Source organism: Priestia sp. SB1 (genome assembly GCF_038898415.1).
Genome location: NZ_JBBJSS010000007.1, coordinates 38,950 through 63,518, shown reverse-complemented (window position 1 = coordinate 63,518; position 24,569 = coordinate 38,950). Strand labels below are relative to the sequence as shown.

The 24,569-nt window shown below is 38.6% G+C and carries 29 protein-coding genes; 23 read left to right on the top strand and 6 right to left on the bottom strand.

What is annotated here, in order from left to right; all coding sequences use genetic code 11:
- Positions 1-4: 4 nt before the first annotated feature.
- From sufD to WKH56_RS24560, 9 genes are all read left to right on the top strand, one after another.
- Positions 5-1,312 (top strand): Fe-S cluster assembly protein SufD, encoded by a 1,308-nt coding sequence (gene sufD, locus WKH56_RS24600; RefSeq protein ID WP_028412089.1) that lies wholly within the window; start codon positions 5-7, stop codon positions 1,310-1,312.
- Positions 1,312-2,532: a cysteine desulfurase gene (locus WKH56_RS24595; RefSeq protein WP_013059645.1), complete on the top strand. Its 1,221-nt coding sequence runs from the start codon at positions 1,312-1,314 to the stop codon at positions 2,530-2,532. The genes sufD and WKH56_RS24595 overlap by 1 nt, the downstream gene beginning before the upstream one ends.
- Positions 2,522-2,956, top strand: a complete 435-nt coding sequence (gene sufU, locus WKH56_RS24590) for a Fe-S cluster assembly sulfur transfer protein SufU (protein ID WP_013085338.1) — start codon at positions 2,522-2,524, stop codon at positions 2,954-2,956. The genes WKH56_RS24595 and sufU overlap by 11 nt, the downstream gene beginning before the upstream one ends.
- A 45-nt stretch (positions 2,957-3,001) precedes the next feature.
- Positions 3,002-4,399, top strand: coding sequence for a Fe-S cluster assembly protein SufB (gene sufB, locus WKH56_RS24585; RefSeq protein WP_013059643.1), 1,398 nt, complete (start codon positions 3,002-3,004; stop codon positions 4,397-4,399).
- A gap of 101 nt (positions 4,400-4,500) precedes the next feature.
- Positions 4,501-5,355, top strand: a complete 855-nt coding sequence (locus WKH56_RS24580; RefSeq protein ID WP_048021828.1) for a DUF72 domain-containing protein — start codon at positions 4,501-4,503, stop codon at positions 5,353-5,355.
- Between the two features lie 120 nt (positions 5,356-5,475).
- Positions 5,476-5,778, top strand: a complete 303-nt coding sequence (locus WKH56_RS24575; protein WP_168761555.1) for a YunC family protein — start codon at positions 5,476-5,478, stop codon at positions 5,776-5,778.
- A gap of 89 nt (positions 5,779-5,867) precedes the next feature.
- A complete protein-coding gene (gene yunB / locus WKH56_RS24570; RefSeq protein WP_034264201.1) occupies positions 5,868-6,620 on the top strand; it encodes a sporulation protein YunB in 753 nt (250 codons plus the stop codon).
- A gap of 248 nt (positions 6,621-6,868) precedes the next feature.
- Positions 6,869-8,383, top strand: a complete 1,515-nt coding sequence (locus WKH56_RS24565; protein ID WP_028412627.1) for a sodium-dependent transporter — start codon at positions 6,869-6,871, stop codon at positions 8,381-8,383.
- Entirely contained in the window at positions 8,383-8,499 is a 117-nt protein-coding gene (locus WKH56_RS24560; RefSeq protein WP_141483520.1) for a methionine/alanine import family NSS transporter small subunit, read from the top strand. The genes WKH56_RS24565 and WKH56_RS24560 overlap by 1 nt, the downstream gene beginning before the upstream one ends.
- 30 nt (positions 8,500-8,529) lie before the next feature.
- Here the strand turns inward: WKH56_RS24560 and WKH56_RS24555 are convergent, their stop codons facing one another.
- A complete protein-coding gene (locus WKH56_RS24555) occupies positions 8,530-9,531 on the bottom strand; it encodes a M23 family metallopeptidase (RefSeq protein ID WP_028412626.1) in 1,002 nt (333 codons plus the stop codon).
- A 316-nt stretch (positions 9,532-9,847) separates the two neighbouring features.
- Between WKH56_RS24555 and lipA the strand changes: the two genes are divergently transcribed.
- Together lipA and WKH56_RS24545 are read left to right on the top strand one after the other, a co-directional pair.
- Positions 9,848-10,747: a lipoyl synthase gene (lipA, locus tag WKH56_RS24550; protein WP_013059637.1), complete on the top strand. Its 900-nt coding sequence runs from the start codon at positions 9,848-9,850 to the stop codon at positions 10,745-10,747.
- A gap of 132 nt (positions 10,748-10,879) precedes the next feature.
- The gene (locus WKH56_RS24545) at positions 10,880-11,194 is read left to right on the top strand and encodes a hypothetical protein (protein WP_342836895.1); all 315 of its coding nucleotides are present in this window, start codon (positions 10,880-10,882) and stop codon (positions 11,192-11,194) included.
- On the opposite strand, the gene WKH56_RS24540 is transcribed toward WKH56_RS24545, so the two are convergent.
- Positions 11,090-11,731, bottom strand: a complete 642-nt coding sequence (locus WKH56_RS24540; RefSeq protein WP_342836894.1) for a YhcN/YlaJ family sporulation lipoprotein — start codon at positions 11,729-11,731, stop codon at positions 11,090-11,092. The genes WKH56_RS24545 and WKH56_RS24540 overlap by 105 nt on opposite strands.
- 196 nt (positions 11,732-11,927) lie before the next feature.
- Between WKH56_RS24540 and WKH56_RS24535 the strand changes: the two genes are divergently transcribed.
- The gene (locus tag WKH56_RS24535) at positions 11,928-12,203 is read left to right on the top strand and encodes a YutD family protein (RefSeq protein ID WP_013059635.1); all 276 of its coding nucleotides are present in this window, start codon (positions 11,928-11,930) and stop codon (positions 12,201-12,203) included.
- Between the two features lie 48 nt (positions 12,204-12,251).
- Here the strand turns inward: WKH56_RS24535 and WKH56_RS24530 are convergent, their stop codons facing one another.
- A complete protein-coding gene (locus WKH56_RS24530; protein ID WP_033580450.1) occupies positions 12,252-12,518 on the bottom strand; it encodes a DUF3055 domain-containing protein in 267 nt (88 codons plus the stop codon).
- 162 nt (positions 12,519-12,680) lie between these two features.
- On the opposite strand from WKH56_RS24530, the gene WKH56_RS24525 reads away from it, so the two are divergent.
- Together WKH56_RS24525 and WKH56_RS24520 are read left to right on the top strand one after the other, a co-directional pair.
- Positions 12,681-13,118, top strand: a complete 438-nt coding sequence (locus WKH56_RS24525) for a DUF86 domain-containing protein (protein ID WP_013085332.1) — start codon at positions 12,681-12,683, stop codon at positions 13,116-13,118.
- Positions 13,119-13,192: 74 nt separating this feature from the next.
- The gene (locus WKH56_RS24520) at positions 13,193-13,963 is read left to right on the top strand and encodes a TIGR01457 family HAD-type hydrolase (protein ID WP_013059632.1); all 771 of its coding nucleotides are present in this window, start codon (positions 13,193-13,195) and stop codon (positions 13,961-13,963) included.
- A gap of 37 nt (positions 13,964-14,000) precedes the next feature.
- On the opposite strand, the gene WKH56_RS24515 is transcribed toward WKH56_RS24520, so the two are convergent.
- Positions 14,001-14,501, bottom strand: a complete 501-nt coding sequence (locus tag WKH56_RS24515) for a phosphatidylglycerophosphatase A family protein (RefSeq protein ID WP_013059631.1) — start codon at positions 14,499-14,501, stop codon at positions 14,001-14,003.
- 176 nt (positions 14,502-14,677) lie between these two features.
- Between WKH56_RS24515 and yutH the strand changes: the two genes are divergently transcribed.
- The 5 genes from yutH (at position 14,678) to thrB (ending at position 20,298) form a co-directional block, all read left to right on the top strand.
- The gene (yutH, locus tag WKH56_RS24510; RefSeq protein WP_028412623.1) at positions 14,678-15,679 is read left to right on the top strand and encodes a spore coat putative kinase YutH; all 1,002 of its coding nucleotides are present in this window, start codon (positions 14,678-14,680) and stop codon (positions 15,677-15,679) included.
- Positions 15,680-15,796: 117 nt separating this feature from the next.
- The gene (locus tag WKH56_RS24505) at positions 15,797-16,786 is read left to right on the top strand and encodes a 2-hydroxyacid dehydrogenase (protein ID WP_168761556.1); all 990 of its coding nucleotides are present in this window, start codon (positions 15,797-15,799) and stop codon (positions 16,784-16,786) included.
- Positions 16,787-17,027: 241 nt separating this feature from the next.
- Complete coding sequence (locus WKH56_RS24500) at positions 17,028-18,329, top strand: homoserine dehydrogenase (protein ID WP_013059628.1); 1,302 nt, start codon at positions 17,028-17,030, stop codon at positions 18,327-18,329.
- Positions 18,329-19,390, top strand: a complete 1,062-nt coding sequence (thrC, locus tag WKH56_RS24495; RefSeq protein WP_025752680.1) for a threonine synthase — start codon at positions 18,329-18,331, stop codon at positions 19,388-19,390. Before WKH56_RS24500 ends, thrC begins: the two co-directional genes overlap by 1 nt.
- On the top strand, positions 19,384-20,298 hold the full coding sequence (gene thrB / locus WKH56_RS24490; protein WP_033580452.1) for a homoserine kinase: 915 nt from the start codon (positions 19,384-19,386) through the stop codon (positions 20,296-20,298). Before thrC ends, thrB begins: the two co-directional genes overlap by 7 nt.
- A gap of 89 nt (positions 20,299-20,387) precedes the next feature.
- Here the strand turns inward: thrB and WKH56_RS24485 are convergent, their stop codons facing one another.
- Positions 20,388-20,618, bottom strand: coding sequence for a NifU family protein (locus WKH56_RS24485; RefSeq protein WP_013059625.1), 231 nt, complete (start codon positions 20,616-20,618; stop codon positions 20,388-20,390).
- 193 nt (positions 20,619-20,811) lie between these two features.
- Here WKH56_RS24485 and WKH56_RS24480 point away from each other — a divergent pair, with 193 nt between their 5' ends.
- Positions 20,812-21,138 carry a YuzD family protein gene (locus tag WKH56_RS24480; protein WP_168761557.1) on the top strand — a complete coding sequence of 109 codons (327 nt, stop codon included), beginning with the start codon at positions 20,812-20,814 and terminating at the stop codon, positions 21,136-21,138.
- 43 nt (positions 21,139-21,181) lie between these two features.
- Here WKH56_RS24480 and WKH56_RS24475 read toward each other — a convergent pair whose 3' ends face one another.
- Positions 21,182-22,246 (bottom strand): NAD(P)/FAD-dependent oxidoreductase, encoded by a 1,065-nt coding sequence (locus tag WKH56_RS24475; RefSeq protein WP_028412619.1) that lies wholly within the window; start codon positions 22,244-22,246, stop codon positions 21,182-21,184.
- 381 nt (positions 22,247-22,627) lie between these two features.
- On the opposite strand from WKH56_RS24475, the gene WKH56_RS24470 reads away from it, so the two are divergent.
- The 3 genes from WKH56_RS24470 (at position 22,628) to WKH56_RS24460 (ending at position 24,464) form a co-directional block, all read left to right on the top strand.
- Positions 22,628-22,867 carry a YuzB family protein gene (locus WKH56_RS24470; RefSeq protein WP_033580454.1) on the top strand — a complete coding sequence of 80 codons (240 nt, stop codon included), beginning with the start codon at positions 22,628-22,630 and terminating at the stop codon, positions 22,865-22,867.
- A 302-nt stretch (positions 22,868-23,169) separates the two neighbouring features.
- Positions 23,170-24,024 (top strand): diaminopimelate epimerase, encoded by an 855-nt coding sequence (dapF, locus tag WKH56_RS24465; protein WP_098627080.1) that lies wholly within the window; start codon positions 23,170-23,172, stop codon positions 24,022-24,024.
- A gap of 74 nt (positions 24,025-24,098) precedes the next feature.
- Positions 24,099-24,464, top strand: a complete 366-nt coding sequence (locus WKH56_RS24460; RefSeq protein WP_025752687.1) for a HesB/IscA family protein — start codon at positions 24,099-24,101, stop codon at positions 24,462-24,464.
- Positions 24,465-24,569: the final 105 nt, after the last annotated feature.

The following is a 24,569-nucleotide window of genomic DNA, read 5'->3' as shown; positions in this document are numbered from 1 at the left end:
CTCTATGACTATTGATACGAAATTACCATTTGATCAAGAGTACATCAGCAGCTTTTCAAAAGAAGCTAATGAACCAAGTTGGCTGCTAGATCTTCGCTTACAAGCTCTTGCGAAAGCAGAAGATCTTGCACTTCCAAAGCCAGATAAAACAAACATTTCGAAATGGAACTTTACTGCTTTTGACAAGCACACTTCACAGGCAAGCACAATCTCATCTGTAGACGAGCTTCCAGAAGTGGTTAAAGCACTAATTGATACAGAAGCGGTTAAGAATCTATATGTTCAGCGTGACCAAACAGCTGCATACTCAACGTTAACAGAAGAGCTAAAATCTCAAGGCGTTATCTTTACAGATATTCAAACAGCTGCTAAAGAGCATAGCGACCTTGTTGAGAAGTACTTCATGAAAGACGGAGTTAAAGTAGATGAGCACCGTTTAACTGCATTAAACGCAGCGTTATTAAACGGGGGTGTATTTGTATACGTTCCTAAAAATGTAGAAGTACAAGAGCCTCTTCAAGCTGTATTTGTCCGTGAAGATGAAGAAGCAGCTTTATTCAACCATGTTATTGTTGTAGCTGAAGACAACAGCTCAGTAACATATGTAGAAAACTACATTGCTACTGCTGAAGAGTCACACGGTGTTGTCAATATCGTGACGGAAGTATTCGCTAACAGCAATGCAAAAGTAACGTTTGGAGCTGTTGACTACTTAGCTAAAGGTACAACTACTTATGTGAACCGCCGCGGCGTAGCGGGCAAAGATGGTCGCATTGAGTGGGCTTTAGGCTTAATGAGTGAAGGAAATACAGTTTCAGAAAATACAACGTATCTAATGGGCGACGGTTCATATGGAGATACAAAAACGGTAACAGTTGGACGTGGAGAGCAGTCTCAAAACTTAACAACAAGTATCGTACACTTCGGAAAACATTCTGAAGGCTACATTTTAAAACACGGCGTTATGAAAGAAAGCGCGTCTTCAATCTTTAACGGTATCGGTAAAATTGAACACGGTGCATCTAAATCAAACGCTGAGCAAGAATCCCGTGTGTTAATGTTAAGTGAAAAAGCACGTGGAGACGCAAACCCAATTCTTCTAATTGATGAAGATGATGTAACAGCAGGACACGCTGCATCTGTTGGACGCGTAGATCCAATTCAGCTTTACTACTTAATGAGCCGCGGTATTCCGCAAACAGAAGCAGAACGTCTAGTTATTCACGGGTTCTTAGCACCAGTGGTAAACGAGTTGCCAATCGAAACGGTTAAAAAACAATTAACGGATTTAATTGAAAGGAAAGTTCGATAATGAATATCTCTGATATTCGTAAACAATTTCCTATTTTAGACCAAGAGGTAAATGGCAGCCCACTCGTTTATTTAGACAGTGCAGCAACTTCACAAAAGCCGCTTGCTGTAATTGAAGCAATTGAGAAGTATTACAAAGAATATAACTCAAACGTACACCGAGGTGTTCACACGCTTGGTACAAGAGCAACAGACGGATACGAAGGCGCTCGTGAAAAGGTTCGTAAGTTTATTAATGCAAAATCAACGGAAGAGATTATCTTTACGCGCGGTACAACGACAGCTCTTAATACAGTAGCTGCAAGCTATGGCCGTGCGAATCTTAAACCTGGTGATGAAATTGTGATTACTTATATGGAACATCACAGTAACATCATTCCTTGGCAGCAAGTTGCCAAGGAAACAGGTGCAACGTTAAAATATATTTCATTAACAGAAGATCATGCACTTTCACTAGAAGAGGTGAAAAGCACGATTACATCTAACACAAAAATTGTATCGATTATGCAAGTATCTAACGTATTGGGTACAATTAACCCAGTAAAAGAAATTGCAGAAATTGCACACGCTAACGGTGCAGTAATGGTTGTGGATGGTGCGCAAAGTACGCCTCACATGAAGGTGGATGTACAAGATTTAGACTGTGATTTCTTTGCTTTCTCTGGACATAAAATGGGCGGACCGACTGGAATCGGCGCTCTTTATGGAAAGAAAGAGCTTCTTGAAAAAATGGAACCAATCGAGTTTGGCGGCGAAATGATTGACTTCGTAAACTTATACGAATCAACGTGGAAAGAGCTTCCTTGGAAATTTGAAGGAGGTACGCCAATCATTGCAGGTGCAATTGGTTTAGGTGCAGCGATTGATTTCTTAGAAGAAGTTGGTTTAGATAACATTCAAGCACATGAGCACAAGCTAGCGCAATATGCACTGGATCGCTTATCGCAAGTAGATGGAATTACGATTTACGGACCGAAAGAGCGAGCGGGTGTTGTGACGTTTAATATTGAAGATGTGCATCCGCACGACGTTGCAACAGTAGTAGACGCTGATGGAATTGCGATTCGTGCAGGTCATCACTGTGCGCAGCCGCTGATGAAATATTTAAACGTATCGTCTACTGCACGTGCAAGCTTCTATCTGTATAACACGGAAGAAGAAGTAGATAAATTGGTGTCATCATTAATAAAAACGAAGGAGTATTTTACAAATGGCTTTTAATAATTTAGATACTCTCTATCGTCAAGTAATTATGGACCATTATAAAAACCCGCGTAATCGTGGAACATTGAATGAAGATACTGTGAACATTCATATGAATAACCCGACGTGCGGAGACCGCATTGAACTTTCTTTAAAAGTAGAGGACGGCAAAGTGGTGGATGCAAAGTTCGAAGGTGAAGGGTGTTCAATTTCAATGTCATCAGCTTCAATGATGACACAAGCAATTAAAGGTCAAGAAGTAGACAAAGCGTTTAAAATGGCCCATATCTTCTCTGACATGATGCAAGGTAAAGAGTATGATGATAGTATAGATTTAGGAGATATTGAAGCACTTCAAGGTGTAGCAAAATTTCCTGCGCGTATTAAATGTGCAACACTAGCGTGGAAAGCGATGGAAAAAGGTCTTAACGAACAAAAATAAGACCTTCATTCATTCCCAATCCTATCAAGTAGGGGGTAATAAAAGATGGCTAAAAAAATGCCAGAAATCGGCGATTATAAATATGGATTTTCCGATAAAGACGTATCAATTTTCCGCTCTAAACGCGGTTTAACAAAAGAAATCGTAGAAGAAATTTCTCGTATGAAAGAGGAACCACAATGGATGCTTGACTTCCGTTTGAAATCTCTAGAGCACTTCTACAACATGCCAATGCCACAGTGGGGCGGAGACATGGCAAGCTTAGACTTTGATGAAATTACGTACTACGTAAAACCATCTGAGAAGTCTGAACGCTCTTGGGATGAAGTTCCTGAAGAAATTAAACAAACGTTTGATAAACTTGGTATTCCTGAAGCAGAGCAAAAATATCTTGCGGGTGTATCAGCTCAGTACGAATCTGAAGTTGTTTATCACAATATGAAAGAAGATCTTGAAGCGCAAGGTATCGTATTTAAAGATACAGATACGGCGCTAAAAGAAAACGAAGATATTTTCCGCGAGCATTTTGGAAAAGTTATCCCGCCAACGGATAACAAATTCTCTGCTCTTAACTCAGCGGTTTGGTCTGGTGGATCATTCATTTACGTACCAAAAGGCGTAAAAGTAGATACACCATTACAAGCTTATTTCCGTATTAACTCTGAAAATATGGGACAGTTTGAGCGTACGTTAATTATTGCTGATGAAGGCTCACACGTCCACTATGTAGAGGGCTGTACAGCACCTGTTTATACAACAAACTCTCTTCACAGTGCCGTTGTAGAAATCATCATCAAAAAAGACGCGTATTGCCGCTATACAACAATTCAAAACTGGGCGAACAACGTATACAACCTTGTAACAAAACGTGCAGTTTGTGAAGCAAACGCAACAATGGAATGGATTGATGGAAACATCGGTTCTAAGTTAACAATGAAATATCCAGCGGTTATCTTAAAAGGCGAAGGCGCACGCGGTATGACATTATCTATTGCCCTTGCTGGTAAAGGACAGCACCAAGATGCTGGTGCAAAAATGATTCACTTAGCACCAAACACATCTTCAACGATCGTATCAAAATCAATTTCAAAACAAGGCGGTAAAGTAACATACCGCGGTATCGTACACTTTGGCCGTAAAGCAGAAGGTGCACGTGCGAACATTGAGTGTGATACGCTAATTATGGATAACCAATCAACTTCTGATACAATTCCGTACAATGAGATTTTAAATGACAACATCTCACTTGAACACGAAGCGAAAGTATCAAAAGTATCTGAAGAACAATTATTCTATCTAATGAGCCGCGGTATTTCTGAAGAAGAAGCGACAGAAATGATTGTAATGGGCTTTATTGAACCATTTACAAAAGAGCTTCCAATGGAATATGCAGTAGAGATGAACCGTCTAATCAAATTTGAAATGGAAGGTTCAATCGGTTAATAATAGATAAAAACTCGTTTGCTGTTTAAGCAAACGAGTTTTTTTGTATCGTTTGTATTAAAATAAAGAAAAGCAATCTAAGAAAATAGAGGAGGAATGGCATGATTTATATTGGAGTTACAGGCTGGGGAGATCATGATTCATTATATGAAGCGGGTGTTTCATCAAGAGACAAGCTTGCCGTATACGCAGGCCATTTTCCAATTGTTGAAGTCGATTCATCTTTTTACGCCATTCAACCTAAGTCAAATGTAGAAAAGTGGGTGAATGATACGCCGGAATCTTTTCGTTTTGTGGTAAAAGCCTATCAAGGCATGACGGGGCATATGAGAGAAGGAAATCCGTTTGATAGCAAAGAAGAAATGTTTCATGCATTTTTAGAATCAGTGAAGCCGTACGTAAGTTCAAATAAGCTTGGTATGATTTTATTTCAAATGCCGCCTTGGTTTGACTGTACAAAAGAAAACGTAGCCTATTTGAGGTATAGCCGTGAGAAGTTTGGAGATTTGCCAGTAGCGCTGGAGTTTCGAAATCAATCTTGGTTTAAACCGTTTTTCTATGATAAAACGTTAACGTTTATGGAACAAGAGAAGTGGATTCATGGTATTTGTGATGAACCGCAGGCAGGAGAAGGATCTATTCCCACTGTGATTCATGCTACAGATAAACAGAAAACACTTATACGTTTTCATGGACGAAACGTACACGGTTGGAATAAGCCCGCAGAAGGCAATTGGCGAGCGGTAAGGTTTTTGTATCGCTACAATGAAAAAGAGCTCCTAGAGTGGAAAGAACGTCTTGAAAAGCTGCAAAAACAAACGAAGGACATCTACTTATTATTTAATAATAACTCCGGCGGAGATGCTGTACATAATGCCAAACAGCTCATGAGCTTATTAAATATTGAATATGAGAATTTAGCTCCTAAGCAACTAGATTTTTTTAACGAATTTTAGCACCGAGGTCTATAAAATGTATAAGGATTACTCTAAACGTTAAATAGGTAGAAAAGTATATGTAAAACCTCACTTTTTTCTTTCAAAATCATAAATTGATTAAGAAAGGAGTGAGCTACTATGATTACCTTAGCGCCTATCGTAATTGAAGGTCATACTTTTAATGCAGTTACCGTATTGCTGCCAAAAACAACTTTGTTAACCATTTCATCAGATAAAGGCTACATTATGTGCGGAGCACTAGATGTAGGTCTATTAAATGATAAATTAGCTGATCGTCAAATAATAGCTGGAAGAGCTGTAGGTGTACGTACAATTGAGCAGCTTCTTGAAGCGCCGCTTGAATCTGTAACGCTTGAAGCTGAAAAAAGAGGGATTTTTAAAGGCACAAGTGGCAAAGATGCTTTATTGAAAATGCTTTAATATAGTCGAGAATTTAAGATAAAACTTTTTAAAAGAAGCGTGAACCTCCTTATACATGCATACATATAGCTTGTAAGGGGGGATTTTTTTTGGTTAAACTTCGTCGGAAATTAACAAGAAAAGGCCCGCTTCCTTTTCGTTACGTTCTGTTGCTCACCTTTCTTTTTTTTATGCTTTCCACAGGGGTAGGATTATGGCTAATTAATAGAGGGATTGAACCAACGTTGATGAAATATGCTGAAGCACAAACAAAAGAGATTGCAACTTTAGTTATTAATAAAGCGGTGAATAAACAGGTACTCGATCAGCTCGACGTAGATGTCATTAAAGTGGAATCTACACCTAACGGTCAAGTAGCCAAAATTGACACAGCGCTTGTGAACCGAGTTAGAGCTCAAACTACGTCATTTGTCCAGGCTAACTTAAAAGAAGCAGAGAAAGGGAATTTAGATGCACTTGAACTTCCAACAGATATTCGTATTGAAAAAAATGAAAAGTTGCGGAATCAAGGAATTGTCTACCAAGTTCCGCTTGGGCAAGCGACTAATAATGCGCTGCTTGGAAATCTGGGTCCGCTAATTCCGGTTAAATTTCATGCTATTGGTGACGTTCAAACAGACGTAGTGCGAAAAATCGAGGAGTATGGAATAAATAATGCGTTTCTTGAAGTATCTATCAAAGTGAAAGTAAACATGCAAATCATTATCCCATTTGCAACTAAAAAAACAACCGTTACGGCTACAATCCCAGTCGGAGGCACCGTTATTCCTGGAAATGTTCCTGACTATTTTAACGGTGGAAACTCGTCTTCTCCGGCGATTGAACTTCCGAAGAAAAATTAACAATATTATATTAACGTGATAAAGTATTATTGAAAAAGCAGGTACGGAAGTTCAAAAAGACTTTCATACCTGCTTTTATTCATTGGTTAATTTGTCTGAATTTTCTATAAAAAATATTTTGACATACTATCTTCTCCCTTCTATAATTTGAGATAGGAAGTTATAGAAAGAATAATCTAAAAATTATAAAAATTCTCGTTGATCTGCGATAAAAAGAGAGTAGGGAGAGAACAAGAGGGGGAATTACGGTGGAAAATAGGCCGCAGTGGGGATCAAGAGCAGGGTTTATTTTAGCAGCAGCAGGTTCAGCAATTGGACTAGGGAATATATGGAGGTTTCCAGCTACTGCATATGAAAACGGAGGAGGAGCATTTTTTCTTCCCTATTTATTTGCTTTGTTGACGGCAGGGATTCCTATTTTAATCATGGAGTTTGCTATAGGTCATAAATATAAAGGTTCTTCTCCTTTATCATTAGCGAGACTAAGTCCAAAGGCTGAGTGGCTAGGCTGGTGGCAAGTAGCTATTTCCTTTTTTATTTCAGTTTACTATTCCGTTATTATCGCATGGGCGATGTCGTATTTTATCTTTTCATTTAAGTTAAGCTGGGGAAAGGATACGGAAGCGTTTTTATATGGAGATTACTTAAAGTTAGCTGAAGCACCAGGACAAACAGGAAGCATCGTATTACATGTTTTAATTCCGCTTGTACTTGTATGGATTGTGACGTTAGGTGTGTTATTAAAAGGAATCAAAAAAGGAATTGAAGCGGCAAATAAAATCTTTTTACCAACACTAATTGTTCTATTTTTAATCATTGTCATTCGAGCAGTAACATTGGACGGAGCAATGGAAGGTCTGCACGCTTTTTTTAAACCAAACTGGAGCGCAATTGGAGATGGAAAGGTTTGGATTGCAGCATATGGTCAAATTTTCTTTAGTTTATCTGTTGGTTTTGCTATTATGATCACTTATTCCAGTTACCTTCCAAAAAAATCTGATTTAACTAATAATGCGTTTATTACTGGATTCGGTAATTCCGCTTTTGAATTACTAGCAGGAATCGGTGTGTTTAGCGCACTTGGTTTTATGGCTACTCAGCAAGGTATCCCAATCGATAAGGTGGTTCAGGGAGGCGTAGGACTAGCCTTTGTTGTTTTCCCGCAAATTATTAATGAATTTCCAGCCTTTAAACAGCTGTTTGGCATGTTATTCTTTGCTTCCTTAACATTAGCAGGGTTAACGTCGCTTATTTCAATTATTGAAACATTTGTAGCAGGCATTCAAGATAAATTTACTATCTCACGTACAAAATCCGTATTAATAGGCGGAGGAATCGCTTCAATTTGCTCCCTATTATTTGCAACACAGGGCGGACTTTATTTCTTAGATGTGGTCGATTATTTCATTAATAACTTCGGAGTTGCTTTAGCAGGCTTAGTAGAAGTTGTATTAGTTGCTTGGGTATTTAAAAAGCTGAGCAGCCTTCAGCAGCATGCAAACGAAGTTTCTGATATTCGAATCGGATCATGGTGGAAGATATGTTTAGGAGTAGTTACACCGCTTGTACTTGGGTATATGATGTTTGATAACTTCCGAAAAAATATTTCGGAAAATTACGAGCAGTATGCAACGACTTTTGTAGGTCCTTTTGGTTGGGGCGTGGCAGCTCTGGCTGTTATTTTAGGAATTGCTTTTTCTTTTGCACGATGGAAAGATGGGGCGACTCGTTTGTCAGTTAAAGAGAAGGGGGTTTCTAAATAATGGATGGAAGTTCAATTACAATGATGGTTGTAGGGATGGTCATCATATGGGGCGGCTTGGCCGCGAGTATTGCTCATGCTGTGAAAAAAGCAAAAGAAAGTAAACCATCAGGGTAAAAAAACAGGAAGCATTAGCTTCCTGTTTTTTTATTTTTTCTTTAGTTCTAAACGATCATTTCTTTCCCACGTTCTTAACTGAGGATATGGGTCAAACGACCACTCATTTTTGCCGTTATCTTTATACATTCCGTAATGCAAGTGAGGAGGGAATTTCCCAGAAGTTCCAGGAGGTCCATAACCTGAACTTCCTACTCCGCCAATAAGTGTTCCTGGTTCTACAATTTGTCCTACTTTTAAATTTTTTGCAAATCCGCTTAAATGAGCTAAATAGTGATAGTTATTATGAAGGTCACGAATACCGATTCGCCAGCCTCCATATTTATTCCATCCTTTAAGCTCAATAATGCCATAGCAAGGGGATTTTACTGGAACTCCATAATCTGCAAAAATGTCTGTTCCTTCATGGATTCGTTTTCCACCCCAGCCGCGCGCATCTCCCCATGTACTGCGATAACTGTAGTTCGCACGGAGAGGGACAGGAAATGAAGAACCTTTTAAATCAATGCGACCGTAATGGCGAAAAATTTTAGCATTCCCTAAAATAATATCAACCGCTTTAGCCCGGTGATAATAGTTCCAAAGCGCAATTTTAATATAGTCTTCGGACACCCCGAACGTCCGAATATAATCTGCCATGGTAAAAAGCATATCTTCATCATTAAATTGGTCTGCTTTTTTGTCTCCGTTCCCATCTTTACCCATTCCCCCGAGAAGAGAAATAGTAAGTGGGTTTGTATCTTCCAAATTTGGATTTAAAGAACCTGACCATTTTTCTGGAGGATAATAAATGGCAATCGCACCTTTTTCTCTTGGAATATCTTTATGAGAGCGTCGAATATTTCGTTCATACTGGTCAATCCCAGCAAAGTAATACCAAGGAATTGTAGTAGCGGCTTCCATTTGGTTATACAGCTCTAATCTCTTTTGAATAAGCATTTTTTCTTGATCTGCTGAAGATTCAGCTGTTACGTGGTGCCATCCTGTGAATATAGACATGAACATAAAAAGTAAGATAATCGTTTTGCGCATCGTGTTTCCCCCTTTCTAAAAATAGTGTGTAACACTAGTTTGCAGCGAGAAAAAAGATTTCATAAATATTAATTAATGGAAATCGCTTCAAAACTTTTTAAAAGAATTTTATTCAGAAGATAAATGGAAATTATACGGACGATGAAAACGCACACATTTGGATGGAAAATAGAAGAAAACTGAGGAAAATAAAGAGCAGACAACTTGTCGAATCTCACTTTTTTATGATAAAGTGACATATAGTTATGTTTTTAATATGTAGTTAAAATTAAGCATATAGGTTATAGACATTTTCTAGATTGGTGGAGTTGATAATATGGCAACAAAAGAAGAGCATGTCCGCAAACCCGAGTGGCTGAAGATTAAGCTAAACACAAACGAAAATTACACAGGCTTAAAGAAAATGATGCGTGAAAAAAACCTTCATACAGTTTGTGAAGAAGCAAGATGTCCGAATATTCATGAGTGTTGGGCTGTTCGTCGTACGGCAACTTTTATGATTTTAGGAGAAGTATGTACACGTGCCTGTCGTTTTTGCGCGGTTAAGACAGGTTTACCAACAGAATTAGATTTAGAAGAGCCAGAACGCGTAGCAGATTCTGTTCAGCTAATGAACTTAAAACATGCGGTTATCACAGTAGTAGCTCGCGATGATTTAAAAGACGGAGGAGCAAGCGTATTAGCTGAAACAATTCGTGCGATTCGTCGTAAAAATCCATTCACAACAATTGAAGTATTGCCTTCTGATATGGGCGGTGTGGAAGAGAACTTACGTATTGTAATGGACGCACGTCCTGATATTTTAAACCATAATATTGAAACAGTACGCAGCCTTACGCCTCGTGTTCGTGCTCGTGCTAAATATGAGCGTTCTCTTGAGTTCCTTCGCCGTGCAAAAGAAATGCAGCCGGATATCCCTACAAAATCAAGTATCATGCTTGGTCTAGGAGAAACAAAAGAAGAAATTATTGAAACGATGGATGATTTGCGTGCGAACAATGTAGATATTATGACGCTAGGCCAATATCTACAGCCAACTAAAAAGCACATAAAAGTTCAGAAATATTACCATCCAAATGAGTTTGAAGAGCTAAAAGAAATTGCATTATCAAAAGGATTCAGCCATGTCGAAGCAGGTCCTCTTGTACGTTCTTCTTACCATGCAGATGAGCAAGTTAACGCTGCTGCCAAAAACAAAGCACAAGAAAGCAAATAAGGTAAAAAGAGGCTGGGACGAAAGTAGTTTAGCCGAAGTGAAAAACGAACCATTAATCAAATTGTTTGATTAGTGGTTCGTTTTTTTTGTTACGGTTAACGTAAAATTTATCTGTTTTGTTCCTTCTAGCAGTTGATTGGAGGGCAAGGCGAAGACTCCTGCGGGAACAGCGGAACAGGTGAGACCCCACAGCAGCGCAAGCGACGAGGAGGCTCAGCGGCCGCCCGCGGAAAGCGAAACCTTGCACGGAAATCAACTGCGGTGTCACAAGCGGTTCAGCTCATGTGTCTCATTTCTTCGTCTTTCGATTACATTCTTTTAGTTACGTCTCAACTTTTTTGTCTATTCCACCATATCTTTGTCCGTCATCGGTTCATTCAATTCGTTTTTCTCTCTTCCATTTGCATCTTCTCCGCCGTTCATTTTACGCCCTTGGGGAGATTTTAGCATTTGTTGAATAACAGCATCGATTCGTTTTCTAGCATCATTTGTTTGTGTATTCATTTCACTGATATTTTCGATTTGGTCCATCTGTTTCGGATTATCTGAGACGTATACATGATAATAACGAGGGGCTACAGACATAGCTGTACGTTTTACCTGATCGGCTGCGTTATTCCTGTTTTTAGCATCTGTTTTATAAGCAACAAGCACATCTTTATCCGTTACTAGCGTAGCGGCTTGTTTAATATTTGGGATAGCGGTGCTCAGTTTACTAATATTGTCGGCTGCTTCCTCTCGGTTAAATGTTCCTACTTGGTTCATATTGGAACTTTGTTCATTTGTGTTTTTAGTGTATCGGACATATCCATAATTTGTGCCGCTATTATTATTTGGATTATAATAATGATTAGGCTCGTTTACATTAATGGCATCTGGGTTGTTTGGTGATAAATTTTCATTTTCAGCTGTGTTTTTATTTTGACAGCCAATGGTTAAAATACTTGTTATTAAAGCGATTCCAAGAATAGATTTCTTCACCATTTCCACCTCCTGTAGTTAAATATCGTACGCCAGGTAAACCGGCGAACCTTCATGTGGAGCATAAAAGATCAGTAGGTATAACGATAAAACTCCTACAGGATTAGAGTGCTGCTTATACGTGAAAAATTTCATGTTAATTGATGGTTTCATCATCATAATTATGGTATGGTAAATTTTAAGAGAAGAGGTGTGAGCAATGGTCTGTATCAATAATATTTGTTATGAAGTATTAAAAGATGAGCGCGAGGCATTTAATGAAGAGGCGTTTAGAGGTCGCTTTATCGACGTGCTGAGCCGCTATGACTATATTGTGGGAGATTGGGGATACAATCAGCTTCGACTGCGAGGCTTTTTTGATGATCGTAACCAGAAGGCAACGTATGATACGAAGATTAGTACGCTTCAAGATTATTTACATGAATATTGTAATTTTGGCTGTGCGTATTTTGTCTTAAAAAAAGTCCATAAGTAAAAAAAGGCAAGCCGAAGACACTAATTGTCCTTCACGCTGCCTTTTTTTTTAGATGATTTCATATAAAAATTCGCGAAGTTCCTGACCATCTTCGCTGTTTAGTTTAAATACTTCTTCAAGATAGTGGGGTTCTTCAAGGTCATCTTGTCCAATAATGGCAAAGCGTCCTCCTTGAATATCAAGAACAACTTGTTTGCCATAATAACGGTCGGTTTGGATAATAGCTAAATCAAATCGTTGATTTTCGCCCATAAAGCTGACAAACCGGGTCTTTGTAGAGACGACATCGTCATATAGATAAAAGCGTTCGCTCATAGGTATACTCCTTTCATAGGTTGTATTTGTATCATATCAAATAAGGTCAAAAACAAAAATGAATTTATCAAATGGATAATGGGTCATGATAAAATAGAACAGGAACCCCGTTTGTTTATGAAAGAAGATTTATACAGAGCTGACAACTAGGGAGGAAATAATATGTACTTTGTAGATCGTGAAAAAATAGAAGCCACGCTTGTTTTTTTTGATGAACACGTTCGTTTGTTTGCTGAGCATTCGAGCTGGAACACAGAAATAGAGAAAAAGGCATTAGAGAGAATTGTACATCTTTTAATTGAAAACGTTTTAGATGTAGGAAATGCAATGATTGATGGTTTTATTATGAGAGACCCAGGCAGTTACGATGATATCATTGACATTTTAGTTGATGAGAAAGTGGTTAAAAAAGAGGAAGAAACACCATTAAAAGAGATTGTTCAATTGCGTAAAAGCCTTGTTCAAGAATATGTGGATGTTAATCATCAGGATATTTATCAAAAAGTGATGCAGCATAAAGACGTGCTGGCGGCATTTTCAGAGCGCGTAAGGACATATCTAGAGACAGAGTTAGGACCTGTGTCTGCTTTTCGTAACTAAAGGCAAGCAATTTGTAGTTGTATAAAAAATAAGCTATGATTTCAAGTATGAGACTTGAAAGGAGATCACACAACATGAAGGAATATAAAGGATATTTGATTGATTTAGATGGAACCATGTACAAAGGAACAGAGCTAATTGCCGAGGCGCGTGATTTTGTTATTAAATTAAAGGAAAAAGGAATTCCTTATTTATTTGTAACAAACAACTCAACAAAAACGCCCGATAAAGTAGCTGAAAAGCTAGAGGCATTTGGCATTCCTGCAACAGAAGAGCAAGTTTTTACAACGAGCCAGGCAACAGCTAATTATTTGCATGAACGCAAAGCAAACGCTTCAGCTTATGTAATTGGTGGAGAAGGAATCCGACATGCGTTGCTTGAAAAAGGATTTACCATTGAAGAGGAAGATACGGATTTCGTAGTTGTTGGTTTGGATCAGGAAATTACATATGAAAAATTAGCAAAAGCATGTTTAAACGTTCGAAACGGGGCCTTTTTTGTTTCGACGAACGGAGATATTGCGATTCCTACTGAAAGAGGCTTACTGCCTGGTAATGGATCTATCACGTCCGTTATTACGGTTTCTACTCAAACAAATCCAGTATTTATTGGTAAACCAGAAAGTATTATTATGGAGCAAGCCCTTGAAGTCATCGGTACGCCAAAAGAAGAAACAATTATGATTGGTGATTACTATGATACAGATATTTTAGCAGGGATGAATGCAGGCTTAGATACATTATTAGTCCATACAGGGGTAACAACAAGAGAGTTACTAGAAGGATATGAGAAAAAGCCAACTTATACGGTAGATTCACTAAAAGAGTGGATGGAGCGAATTTAAAAAGCTGTCAATTGACAGCTTTTTTTGTTTTTAAAACCTATTCTTGACTGGCAGCCCGATGCGCTAACCGGCTAGAAGCAGCGGCAGCAATTGCGCCTACTAAATCATCTAAGAAAGTGTGGCACTCTCCAGTAGATTTATCATTTAATCTTTCTAAAATACCCGGCTTTTGTTTATCAATATACCCGTAATTGGTAAAGCCGATTGATCCGTACACATTTACAATCGATAATGCTAAAATTTCGTCGATACCGTATAAACCTTCATCTTTCTCAAGAATATCCAACAGAGGCGGCTCAATCACTTTTTTTTCCGTGAGGACATCTAGTTGAATACCCGTTAAAATAGCATTTTGAACTTCTCGTTTAGAAATGACGCGCTCAACGTTATATAGACAGTCTTCGATTGTTAAGTTTGGGTGATACTTTTTTTGCAAGTAATAGACCAGTTCAGCAATGTCTGTAAGAGCCACGCCGCGTTCTATTAACCATTCTCTTGCTTTTTTTTCTAATTCACTTTGTGTATGTTTTTTCTCCAAGTATCATCACCTGTTTTCTATATATTTTTAAGTCTAAAGTTGTTTCATACTACTAACCCGGAGTAAATAACTATAAATGGTGTATTTCTAATCTATTCATTCCTCCGTAAATATTATGACAAGTAATGTTGTTTTCCATCATATAATTTCTTGAATGAATGAAGAGAGGGATTAAAATGATACAAACCATTTATGAGCATTACGGATTACGTCCAAATGAATTTATGCCCGTTGGTAAATTTGAAGGTTTTCAGTATCGAGATATTTTATATACAATCATTAATGTAAAGCAAATGGAACAAGACGAGTTAAATGAACTATATCAAATGAGTCAATTTCTGATGGGCCAAGGTGATCGCCATGTGGCAACATTTATGCCTAATTTAAATGGAGAAATGATTACAGAAACTGAAACTGAAAAATTTATCATTTGCCGATGTCTTGCGGAAGAGAAAAACCCCAATTTTTCACCTGGGCACGAGCTAGCTGTTTTTCATCAAAAAGGGAGGCTGTTTCCTTATGAAGTGGAAAAAGCAAACCGGCTAGGGCAATGGAAGTCCATGTGGGAGAAGCGTCTCGACCAGATGGAGCAATTTTGGTATGGAAGATTACGTGCTTTACCTAATCAAGAGATGGAAAAACGTTTTTTAGAAACTTTTCCTTATTACCTAGGATTAACGGAAAATGCTATTCAATACCTAGTAGACACGGAAATTGACGATTTGCCCCGGTCAGTTGACGCTGCGACGATTTGTCATCATCGGTTCGGCCAAAAAACATGGGGGGAAGACCACGTTTACAAGCTCCCGGCAGACTGGGTTTTCGATCACCCTAGCAGAGATATAGCTGAATATATAAGGGAACAATATTTATTAACATACGCTGTCGATGAAAGGCACATGCATCAGTTTTTAAGTGAATACGAAAAGGTCAATCCACTTTCTTCTTTTTCATGGAGACTGTTATATGCTAGACTTCTTTTTCCCGTTCATTATTTTGAGGTCATTGAAGGATACTACAGTGTACAAGATGAGCGGGAAAAACAAAAGTATTATGAGAAGCTTGAAGGAGTATTAGCTCATTCTTCTCACTACGAAGCTTTTCTGAAGCGCTTTTACCAGTCGGTAGGCATTTCAACGTCTCGTTATCACATTCCTGAATTAACATGGATTCATTAAAAAGCGATTACTATAGAATATGATAAAATAGAAAAATAGGTGTTGGATAATCCAAACCCGTTTTTCTATTTTGTTTTTGTGCATGCAGTTTAAAAAGGATAAAGAGGTGGCGTACATATGGACAAGCCGTTTGTATTTATTACGAGAAAAATACCGAATGAATTAATTGAACCTTTAAAGGCAGTAGCGAATGTGGAAATGTGGGATAAAGAAGATGAGGCAGTTCCTCATGAGCTGCTTTGTGAAAAAGCTAAGCACGCACATGCTCTATTAACAATGCTTTCAGACCGTATTGACAGTGAATTGCTTACGCAAGCTCCTCATTTAAAGCTTGTAGCTAACTTAGCGGTCGGATTCGATAATATTGACATAGAAGCGGCAACTGAACGCGGAGTTATCGTTTCTAATACACCCGATGTTTTATCTGATACAACAGCGGATTTAACGTTTGGTTTGTTAATGAGTGTAGCTAGACGTTTAGTAGAAGCTGCTGAATACGTGAAAGAAAATCAGTGGAAAAGCTGGAGCCCATTTTTGTTAGCGGGTAGAGATGTTCATCATAAAACATTAGGTATTGTTGGAATGGGGAAAATTGGAGAGACGCTTGCGAAACGTGCTACAGGTTTTGATATGGAAATCTTGTATCACAATCGGAGCCGCAACCTCCAAGCAGAACAAAAGCTCGATGCAGTTTACTGTGAGTTAAATGAGCTGCTTGAGCGATCTGATTTTATTGTTTGTTTGACACCGTTAACGGACGAAACCAAACATTTATTTAATGCTGAAGCATTTAAACAGATGAAAACAACAGCGATTTTTATTAATGCTTCAAGAGGAGCAGTGGTTGATGAGCAAGCACTGTTACATGCAATTCAATCAGGTGAAATTGCCGGAGCTGGCTTGGATGTATTCGATCAAGAGCCTATTTCTGCTTCTCACCCTCTTCTTCAATTGCCTAATGTTGTAGCGCTTCCTCACATCGGCAGTGCGAGTATCGAAACGCGCATGGAAATGATTTCTTTATGCGTAAAAAACATTAAAGCAGTGCTCACAAACGAGTCTCCTATTACAATTGTAAATAAAGAAGCGTTTGCGAAAAAATCATAATGGAAAAAGGCAATTTCATTTCAGTGAAATTGTCTTTTTTTTATTAAAAAACAGTGGTAGCCATGTTATGATAATAAAATGAAATATTTTAAAAATTTACATTTATCTTTATATACCAATTTTTTTAACAAGTTTACGAGAAAAGATGGCCAGTAAACCTTGTAAAAAAGAAAAATAAGGTCTATAATGTCCTCTATAAGAGAACAAATGTATACGTAGAAAGAACACAGAGGTGAGGAATATGACAAAAAGTATTTCAGTAGGATTATTAGGGTTAGGAACGGTAGGAAGCGGAGTAGTCAAAATTATTGAAAATCATCAGGATAAATTAAGTCATCAAGTCGGATGTCCTGTAGAAGTTAAAAAAGTAGTAGTTAAAGATATTGATAAGAAACGTGACGTGGAGATCAGTGAAGATAAATTAACAACGAATGTTGAAGACGTTTTACATAACGCGGAGATTGACGTTGTCATTGAAGTAATGGGTGGCGTTGAAGAAACAAGAGACTATATCTTAACAGCCCTTCGTAATAAAAAGCATGTGGTAACGGCAAACAAAGATTTAATGGCGGTTTACGGCTCAGAATTGTTAACAGTAGCTTCTGAAAATAATTGTGATTTATTTTATGAAGCAAGTGTAGCTGGCGGTATTCCAATCCTTCGCGGATTAGCAGATGGGTTAGCATCTGATCGTATTACGAAGATGATGGGAATTGTCAATGGAACAACAAACTTCATTTTAACGAAAATGACAAAAGAAGGAAGCGCCTATGATGAAGTGTTAAAAGAAGCGCAGGATTTAGGATATGCTGAAGCGGATCCAACTTCTGACGTAGGTGGTTTAGATGCTGCTCGTAAAATGGCAATCTTGGCTACACTAGGGTTTTCAATGAAAATTGATTTGGATGATGTTCGTGTTCAAGGTATTACAGAAGTAACGGAAGAAGACTTGCAATATAGTAAACAACTAGGTTATACGATGAAACTGATTGGATATGCACATCGTGACGGTGACAATGTAGAAGTGAGTGTTCAGCCAACTCTTTTAGCAGATACACATCCTCTTGCTTCAGTAAGCGATGAGTACAATGCTGTGTATGTATACGGAGAAGCTGTCGGAGAGACGATGTTTTATGGACCGGGGGCAGGAAGCCTGCCAACTGCCACTGCTGTCGTATCCGATTTAGTAGGCGTTATGAAAAACATGCGTTTAGGTGTAAATGGTAAAAGTGCGGTAACACCTCAGTATCCAAAACAGTTAAAAGCAGAAGATGAAATGTTTTCAAAGCATTTCTTACGTATTCATGTTAAAGATCAAGTTGGCGCATTTGCAAAATTAACAACACTGTTTTCAGAGCGTGGCGTGAGCTTCGAAAAAATTATCCAACTTCCTGTGAAAGGAAGCGAATTAGCTGAGATTGTTGTTGTTACACACAAAACGTCTCAAAAAGATTATGAGGAAATCCTTCAGCAGCTTCGGGATTTACCAATTGTAGAAAATGTAAAAAGCAGTTACCGCGTAGAGGGAGTTGGCACAGTATGATGTGGAAAGGTCTATTAGCTGAATATAAAGAATTTTTACCTGTAACAGAGAAAACACCTATGCTTACGCTACATGAAGGAAATACGCCTTTAATTCATCTTGCTCATTTATCAAAAGAGCTAGGCATTGATTTACATGTGAAAGTAGAAGGGTTAAATCCAACGGGGTCATTTAAAGACCGCGGAATGGTAATGGCTGTAGCAAAAGCAAAAGAAGAAGGAAGCAATACGGTTATTTGTGCATCTACAGGTAACACATCCGCAGCTGCCGCAGCTTATGCATCACGCGCTGGCATGCGCTGTATCGTTGTTATTCCAAATGGGAAAATTGCGATGGGGAAATTAGCTCAAGCTGTTATGTATGGTGCAGAAATTGTAGCAATTGAAGGAAACTTTGACCAAGCGCTTTCTATGGTTCGTAAGCTAAGTGAAACATCACCGGTTGCACTTGTAAACTCTGTGAACCCATACCGTATTGAAGGGCAAAAAACAGCTTCTTTCGAGATTTGTGAACAGCTTGGAAAAGCGCCGGACGTTTTAGCTATCCCAGTGGGGAATGCAGGGAATATTACAGCTTACTGGAAAGGATTCAAAGAATACAGTGAGCGTCACCAAACGTCTCTTCCTCACATGCATGGTTTTGAAGCAGAGGGTGCAGCGGCGATCGTGCGTAATCAAGTTATCGAAAATCCAGAAACAATTGCAACGGCTATTCGAATCGGAAATCCAGCAAGCTGGGATTATGCTGTAAACGCAGCAAAAGAATCAAACGGAAAAATTGATGAAGTGACAGATGAACAAATCTTAGAAGCATATCGTACAATTGCACGCAAAGAAGGCGTATTTGCAGAGCCAGGTTCTTGCGCTTCAATTGCTGGTGTGTTTAAAGATGTAGCTTCTGGTAAAATTGCAAAAGGTTCAACGGTTGTAGCTGTACTAACAGGTAATGGATTAAAAGATCCAAATGTAGCAATCGATGCTCATAACGTAAAGCCAGTGGTTTTACCAAATGATGAAGAAAAGGTATTTGAGTATATCCAAGGTGTCGTTGCTTCATGCTAGAAAATGAGCGTTTTGTCATTACGGTTCCAGCTAGCTCTGCTAATTTAGGGCCAGGATTTGATTCCATTGGAGTGGCTTTATCCCGCTACTTAAGATTAACAGTAGAGCGTCATGACGAATGGGTTTTTATCCCTGAAACGAAAGAAGTGCAAAGTATTCCTACAGGTACAGATAACTTAATGTATGAAGTGGCACAAGACGTGGCTCGTCAATTTAACATTGATCTTCCAAGTGCGAAGGTCAATGTTTGGAGCAACATTCCATTAGCAAGGGGACTTGGAAGCAGTGCATCGGCTATCGTAGCTGGAATCGAGCTGGCCAATGTACTGTGTGACTTGCGTTTATCAAAAAGAGAAAAGCTTCGCATCAGCAGCTTAATGGAAGGACATCCTGATAACGTCAGCCCGTCTATTTACGGCGGCATCGTTGTTGGTTACCATCATGAAAAGGAAACATATATTGCTCAAATACCTGAATTTGATGTCGATATTGTGATGGCTATTCCAGAATATGAATTAAAAACAACGGATGCCCGTGATGTGCTGCCTTCCGATATTAATTATCGCCATGCAGTAGAAGCTGGAGCAATAGGCAACATGCTAGTAGCAGCCTTGTTAAATAAAGATTTGCCTCTGGTAGGCGAATTTATGGAGAAAGATTTATATCACGAACCATATCGCATGAGACTCGTGCCAGAACTTTCTCTTGTGCGAAAAGAAGCAAAAGCTCTCGGCGCATACGGTGTGTCACTAAGCGGAGCCGGTCCGAGTGTATTATGTTTAGCACCAAAAGGAAAAGGAAAAGCGATTGCTGAACATATGTATGCTTTACTGCCGAACTGTGAAATAGATGTTTTACAAATTGACCGCAAAGGTGTATTTGTAGAAGCTGAAGTCACAACGAGCTAATAAAAAAATCCTCATTCATTTGAATGAGGATTTTTCATTTGCAAGCCCCAATAAAATGGGAGGTTGCTTTTATAATAAAATCAAAGAGATTAGAATACTTGTTCTACTTCAACTACACCAGGTACTTCTTCTAAAAGGGCACGTTCGATACCAGCTTTTAGCGTAATTGTTGAACTTGGGCAGCTTCCGCAAGCGCCTAAAAGACGTAATTTTACAATACCATCCTCTACGTCTACTAGCTCACAGTCTCCACCGTCGCGAAGTAAAAACGGACGAAGTTTTTCTAATACTTCTTGAACTTGCTCGTGCATTTCTGACATAACTATCGACTCCTTTCTTCTACTCTTATTATAAACGGTCTTTCATGAAAAATCTATTGGAGTATACATCGTAATGTTACCTTAAAAGAAAAAGATGTGCAATGAATCAGTTTTGTGTAAAATAGTATTCATAATGAAGTAAAAGTGTGAATAATCGTACAGTTTATATGTAAAGATTCAAGGGGGATGTGCTATGCAGTCAACTGAGGTAGAAGTGTGTATTTATGGAGCTGAAATTGTTTGTGCAAGCTGTGTTAACCTGCCGTCTTCAAAAGACACCTATGATTGGCTAGAGGCAGCTATTTCTCGTAAATATCCGAACCAACCGTTTGCTATCACGTATGTAGATATAAACGAGCCGCATACGGATCCGGAAAAAGCAGCTTTTGCCAAGCGTGTGATTGACGAAGATTTATTCTATCCTGTAGTGGTCATTAATGGAGAAATTGTTGGGGAAGGCAATCCGAAATTAAAGCGCGTATTTGAGGAAATGGAGAAGTATGGTTTCCGCGCATCATAACGAAAAAAGCCGTTAGATTGTCAGTCATCTAACGGCTTTTGTTTTATCCACTGTGGTGTTTATACATCCAAAGAATACCTGATTTCAATAATCGAGCTACGCGTCCTGTAATCGGACGTTCGGCAACTAAGCCAAACCCATGCTTTTTGCCTAATGAACCAAGTATGCCTTTTAATTTAATAGTTGGCAATTCATCAGGAAGCGCTTCGCCTTTCCAGCGGTGAAGAAGCACTTGCACAATTTGTTCAGCCTGACCTTCTGCAAGCTGAGCACTTGGGGCGTGCGGTAGGCTTGCACAGTCACCCAAAATGTAGACATTTTCATCGTCAGGCAAGTTATGGTATTTTGTCAATACGACGCGTCCTTGAGGATCTTTTTCCACGTCTAAATCGCGTACCACTTTATTTGGCTGAATGCCTGCTGTCCACACGATTGCATCGCTTTGAACGGGCTCATCATGATTATAAAGAATGTTCGGTTCTACTTTTGTAATATTAGCACTATTTACAATTTCGACACCGTTTGAAGTAAACCAAGTTTGAACGTAATTGCTTAAACGTTCTGGGAAAGCAGATAAAATTAATTTACCGCGGTCAAATAAGATGATTTTTAAATCCGGGCGGCTTTCTCTTAGCTCACTTGCCAGTTCTACGCCGCTTAATCCAGCTCCGACAATTGAAACAGTAGCGTGGGCCGGTAAGTTGTTTAATGTCTGATAAGTTGCTCGTGAAGCATCAATGGATTGAATGCTGTATGTATGCTCAAGAGCTCCGGGAACTCCATGATATTTATCTTCGCATCCGAGTCCTACAATCAGGTCATCGTAAGCGATCATTTGATCATCCACATAGACGCATTTCTCTTTCAGGTCTATTCGTTTTACACAGCCGTAGCGGATTTTTAAGCGAGGGTGTTCAGGAAAAGCAACACGGACATGTTGATCAGAGATTGTTCCAGCTGCAAGTGCATAGAATTCAGTTTTTAGTGAGTGATAAGGTGCTTTGTCAATAAGCGTTACTTCTACATCGTTAGGCAATTGATTCGGAAAAAGGCGCTGCAAAATGCGCATACCACCGTATCCGCCGCCCAGTATGACAAGGTTCTTCATGTGAATTTCCCCTTTAGCTTCATGCATTTTTGTTGTCTCTCTATTATTCTTGCTTTTAAGAATAGGAGGGTACAAATTACCGTTAATAAGGATGGTTGCCAAAAAGATATGAAAGGCTATATAAGATAACATATTTTACTTAAATAATAATTTAATATAACCTCGTTTGGTTTTCTATACATAAAAGTATAACTAAATTAATAAAAAACCACAATATGTTTCAACATAATTTCAAGCTATCCACGTAATAAAGCTTATTTATGCGTTTTTGAAAAAAGTCTATAAATCTAAAAAGCGCGCGCGAAATGAACGTGAATTTCTAAAGTTGACGTTGAAAATGAAAGGAGATAGGATAAACTAATAGTAGAGAGGTGAAAAAACGTGATACAGCCAATTATTGAATTTTGCGTTAGCAATTTAGCCAGCGGTTCTCAAGCAGCTTTAGAAAAGCTTGAAAAAGATCCAAATCTAGATATTATTGAATACGGATGTTTAGGTTATTGCGGGAAATGTTCACAATCTTTATTTGCCTTGGTAAATGGAGAGATTGTTACGGCGGAAACACCTGAACAGTTAGTAGATAATATCTACATTCATTTAGAAGAAAACCCAATGTTTTAAACTACCCCCGCTGTCGTATCTCTTTTTAGCAGGAGAGGGACATGAGGCTAATAGAATAGATGATGTAAGCACGGCTAGTCTTGCCGTGCTTTTTTATGCGTTTTTGCGCAAATATATGCGCTTTAACCATCCTCTTTGTAATCATAAAGCTTCTTTTGTTTTTTAATACTCTAAAGGAGGACAAAATAAAAAACCCCTTAATCTTTATGATTAAGGAGCTAAAAAAACGGGGGATGATATTATTGTGTACAAAAGAGAATCACTTTATACTAGAGCTACATAAAAAAATAATGGGTGATAATATGAAAAAATTTCAGTTTACAAAAATGCATGCACTTGGCAACAACTATATCTACGTAAATATGTTTGAAGAACATATAGAAGAGCAAGAGTTAGCACCGCTTGCTGTAAAAGTCTCAAATGTTTATACGGGAATCGGATCGGATGGAATGATTCTTATTTGTCCATCTGAACGCGCAGATGTGAAAATGCGCGTATTTAATAATGACGGCTCGGAAGCAAAAAACTGCGGAAACGGTTTAAGATGTGTAGCTAAATATGCATACGAACATAATTTAGTAACAAGCGAAAGATTTTTTATCGAAACGCTTTCTGGAGTTGTAGAAGCAACGGTGCATCCGCAGGGAAATGAAGTTCCAGAAGTAACAATCGATATGGGAGAGCCTATTTTAGCTAGAGAACAAATTCCAATGACGGGAGCAAGCCAATACCAAGTTGTTGATGAAGAGATGGAATTTGGAAAAGAACGGTTAAAAGGGACGGCTGTATCAATGGGAAATCCTCACGTCGTCTTTTATGTAAATGATATTGAACAAGCGCCTCTTACTACACTAGGTCCGGTAGTTGAAAAAGATGCGCGTTTTCCAGAAGGAGTGAACGTTGAATTTGTCGAGGTAGTGAACGAAAGAGAGCTGAACTTTCGCGTATGGGAAAGAGGTTCGGGTATCACTCAAGCATGCGGGACAGGAGCATGCGCTGCTGTTGTTTCGTCCGTGTTAAATGAGAAGACGAAAAAAGATGTGCCTACTGTTGTACACCTCGCTGGAGGAGATTTAACGATTGTTTGGCAAAATAAAGGCAATGTGTTAATGACAGGTCCAGCCAATGTGATTTGCGACGGCACGTATTACTATTAAAAATGAAGAAGCAGACGATTTGTCGTCACAGACATTTCGTCGTATACTAAACAAAAAAGGAGGTCTGTTTAAAAATGAGTCAAGATATCCTAACAATTACAGAAGCTGCAAGCTTTCAAATAAAAGATATGATGAAAGAACATGAAGAAGAAAATGCTTATTTACGTGTTACTGTAAATGGAGGAGGCTGCTCAGGTCTTTCTTACGGCATGGGTTTTGCACACGAAGTAAATGAAAACGATACGCTGTTTGAACAACATGGCATTAAGATTCTTGTAGATAGCGAAAGTGCTCCAATTTTAAAAGATGTAAAAATTGATTACAAGCAATCTATGCTAGGCGGAGGGTTTACAATTGATAACCCGAACGCCATTGCAGCATGCGGCTGCGGCTCTTCTTTCCGTACAGCAAGCAACGCAGGTGCTCCTGAAGAGTGCTAAGTATATTTTTATAAAAAAGCTTTCTTCACCTCATCTGGTGAAGAAAGCTTTTTTAGTGAGAAATTTTTGTATGTTACATCATCTACCAAACTTATTTACAGAATA

Bases quoted from the DNA above. Each gene is read 5' to 3' on its own strand.
- sufD (WP_028412089.1), top strand. From the start codon at position 5: ATGACTATTGATACGAAATTACCATTTGATCAAGAGTACATCAGCAGC.
- WKH56_RS24595 (WP_013059645.1), top strand. From the start codon at position 1,312: ATGAATATCTCTGATATTCGTAAACAATTTCCTATTTTAGACCAAGAG.
- sufU (WP_013085338.1), top strand. From the start codon at position 2,522: ATGGCTTTTAATAATTTAGATACTCTCTATCGTCAAGTAATTATGGAC.
- sufB (WP_013059643.1), top strand. From the start codon at position 3,002: ATGGCTAAAAAAATGCCAGAAATCGGCGATTATAAATATGGATTTTCC.
- WKH56_RS24580 (WP_048021828.1), top strand. From the start codon at position 4,501: ATGATTTATATTGGAGTTACAGGCTGGGGAGATCATGATTCATTATAT.
- WKH56_RS24575 (WP_168761555.1), top strand. From the start codon at position 5,476: ATGATTACCTTAGCGCCTATCGTAATTGAAGGTCATACTTTTAATGCA.
- WKH56_RS24560 (WP_141483520.1), top strand. From the start codon at position 8,383: ATGGATGGAAGTTCAATTACAATGATGGTTGTAGGGATGGTCATCATA.
- WKH56_RS24555 (WP_028412626.1), bottom strand. From the start codon at position 9,531: ATGCGCAAAACGATTATCTTACTTTTTATGTTCATGTCTATATTCACA.
- lipA (WP_013059637.1), top strand. From the start codon at position 9,848: ATGGCAACAAAAGAAGAGCATGTCCGCAAACCCGAGTGGCTGAAGATT.
- WKH56_RS24540 (WP_342836894.1), bottom strand. From the start codon at position 11,731: ATGGTGAAGAAATCTATTCTTGGAATCGCTTTAATAACAAGTATTTTA.
- WKH56_RS24535 (WP_013059635.1), top strand. From the start codon at position 11,928: ATGGTCTGTATCAATAATATTTGTTATGAAGTATTAAAAGATGAGCGC.
- WKH56_RS24530 (WP_033580450.1), bottom strand. From the start codon at position 12,518: ATGAGCGAACGCTTTTATCTATATGACGATGTCGTCTCTACAAAGACC.
- WKH56_RS24525 (WP_013085332.1), top strand. From the start codon at position 12,681: ATGTACTTTGTAGATCGTGAAAAAATAGAAGCCACGCTTGTTTTTTTT.
- WKH56_RS24520 (WP_013059632.1), top strand. From the start codon at position 13,193: ATGAAGGAATATAAAGGATATTTGATTGATTTAGATGGAACCATGTAC.
- yutH (WP_028412623.1), top strand. From the start codon at position 14,678: ATGATACAAACCATTTATGAGCATTACGGATTACGTCCAAATGAATTT.
- WKH56_RS24505 (WP_168761556.1), top strand. From the start codon at position 15,797: ATGGACAAGCCGTTTGTATTTATTACGAGAAAAATACCGAATGAATTA.
- WKH56_RS24500 (WP_013059628.1), top strand. From the start codon at position 17,028: ATGACAAAAAGTATTTCAGTAGGATTATTAGGGTTAGGAACGGTAGGA.
- thrC (WP_025752680.1), top strand. From the start codon at position 18,329: ATGTGGAAAGGTCTATTAGCTGAATATAAAGAATTTTTACCTGTAACA.
- thrB (WP_033580452.1), top strand. From the start codon at position 19,384: ATGCTAGAAAATGAGCGTTTTGTCATTACGGTTCCAGCTAGCTCTGCT.
- WKH56_RS24485 (WP_013059625.1), bottom strand. From the start codon at position 20,618: ATGTCAGAAATGCACGAGCAAGTTCAAGAAGTATTAGAAAAACTTCGT.
- WKH56_RS24480 (WP_168761557.1), top strand. From the start codon at position 20,812: ATGCAGTCAACTGAGGTAGAAGTGTGTATTTATGGAGCTGAAATTGTT.
- WKH56_RS24475 (WP_028412619.1), bottom strand. From the start codon at position 22,246: ATGAAGAACCTTGTCATACTGGGCGGCGGATACGGTGGTATGCGCATT.
- dapF (WP_098627080.1), top strand. From the start codon at position 23,170: ATGAAAAAATTTCAGTTTACAAAAATGCATGCACTTGGCAACAACTAT.
- WKH56_RS24460 (WP_025752687.1), top strand. From the start codon at position 24,099: ATGAGTCAAGATATCCTAACAATTACAGAAGCTGCAAGCTTTCAAATA.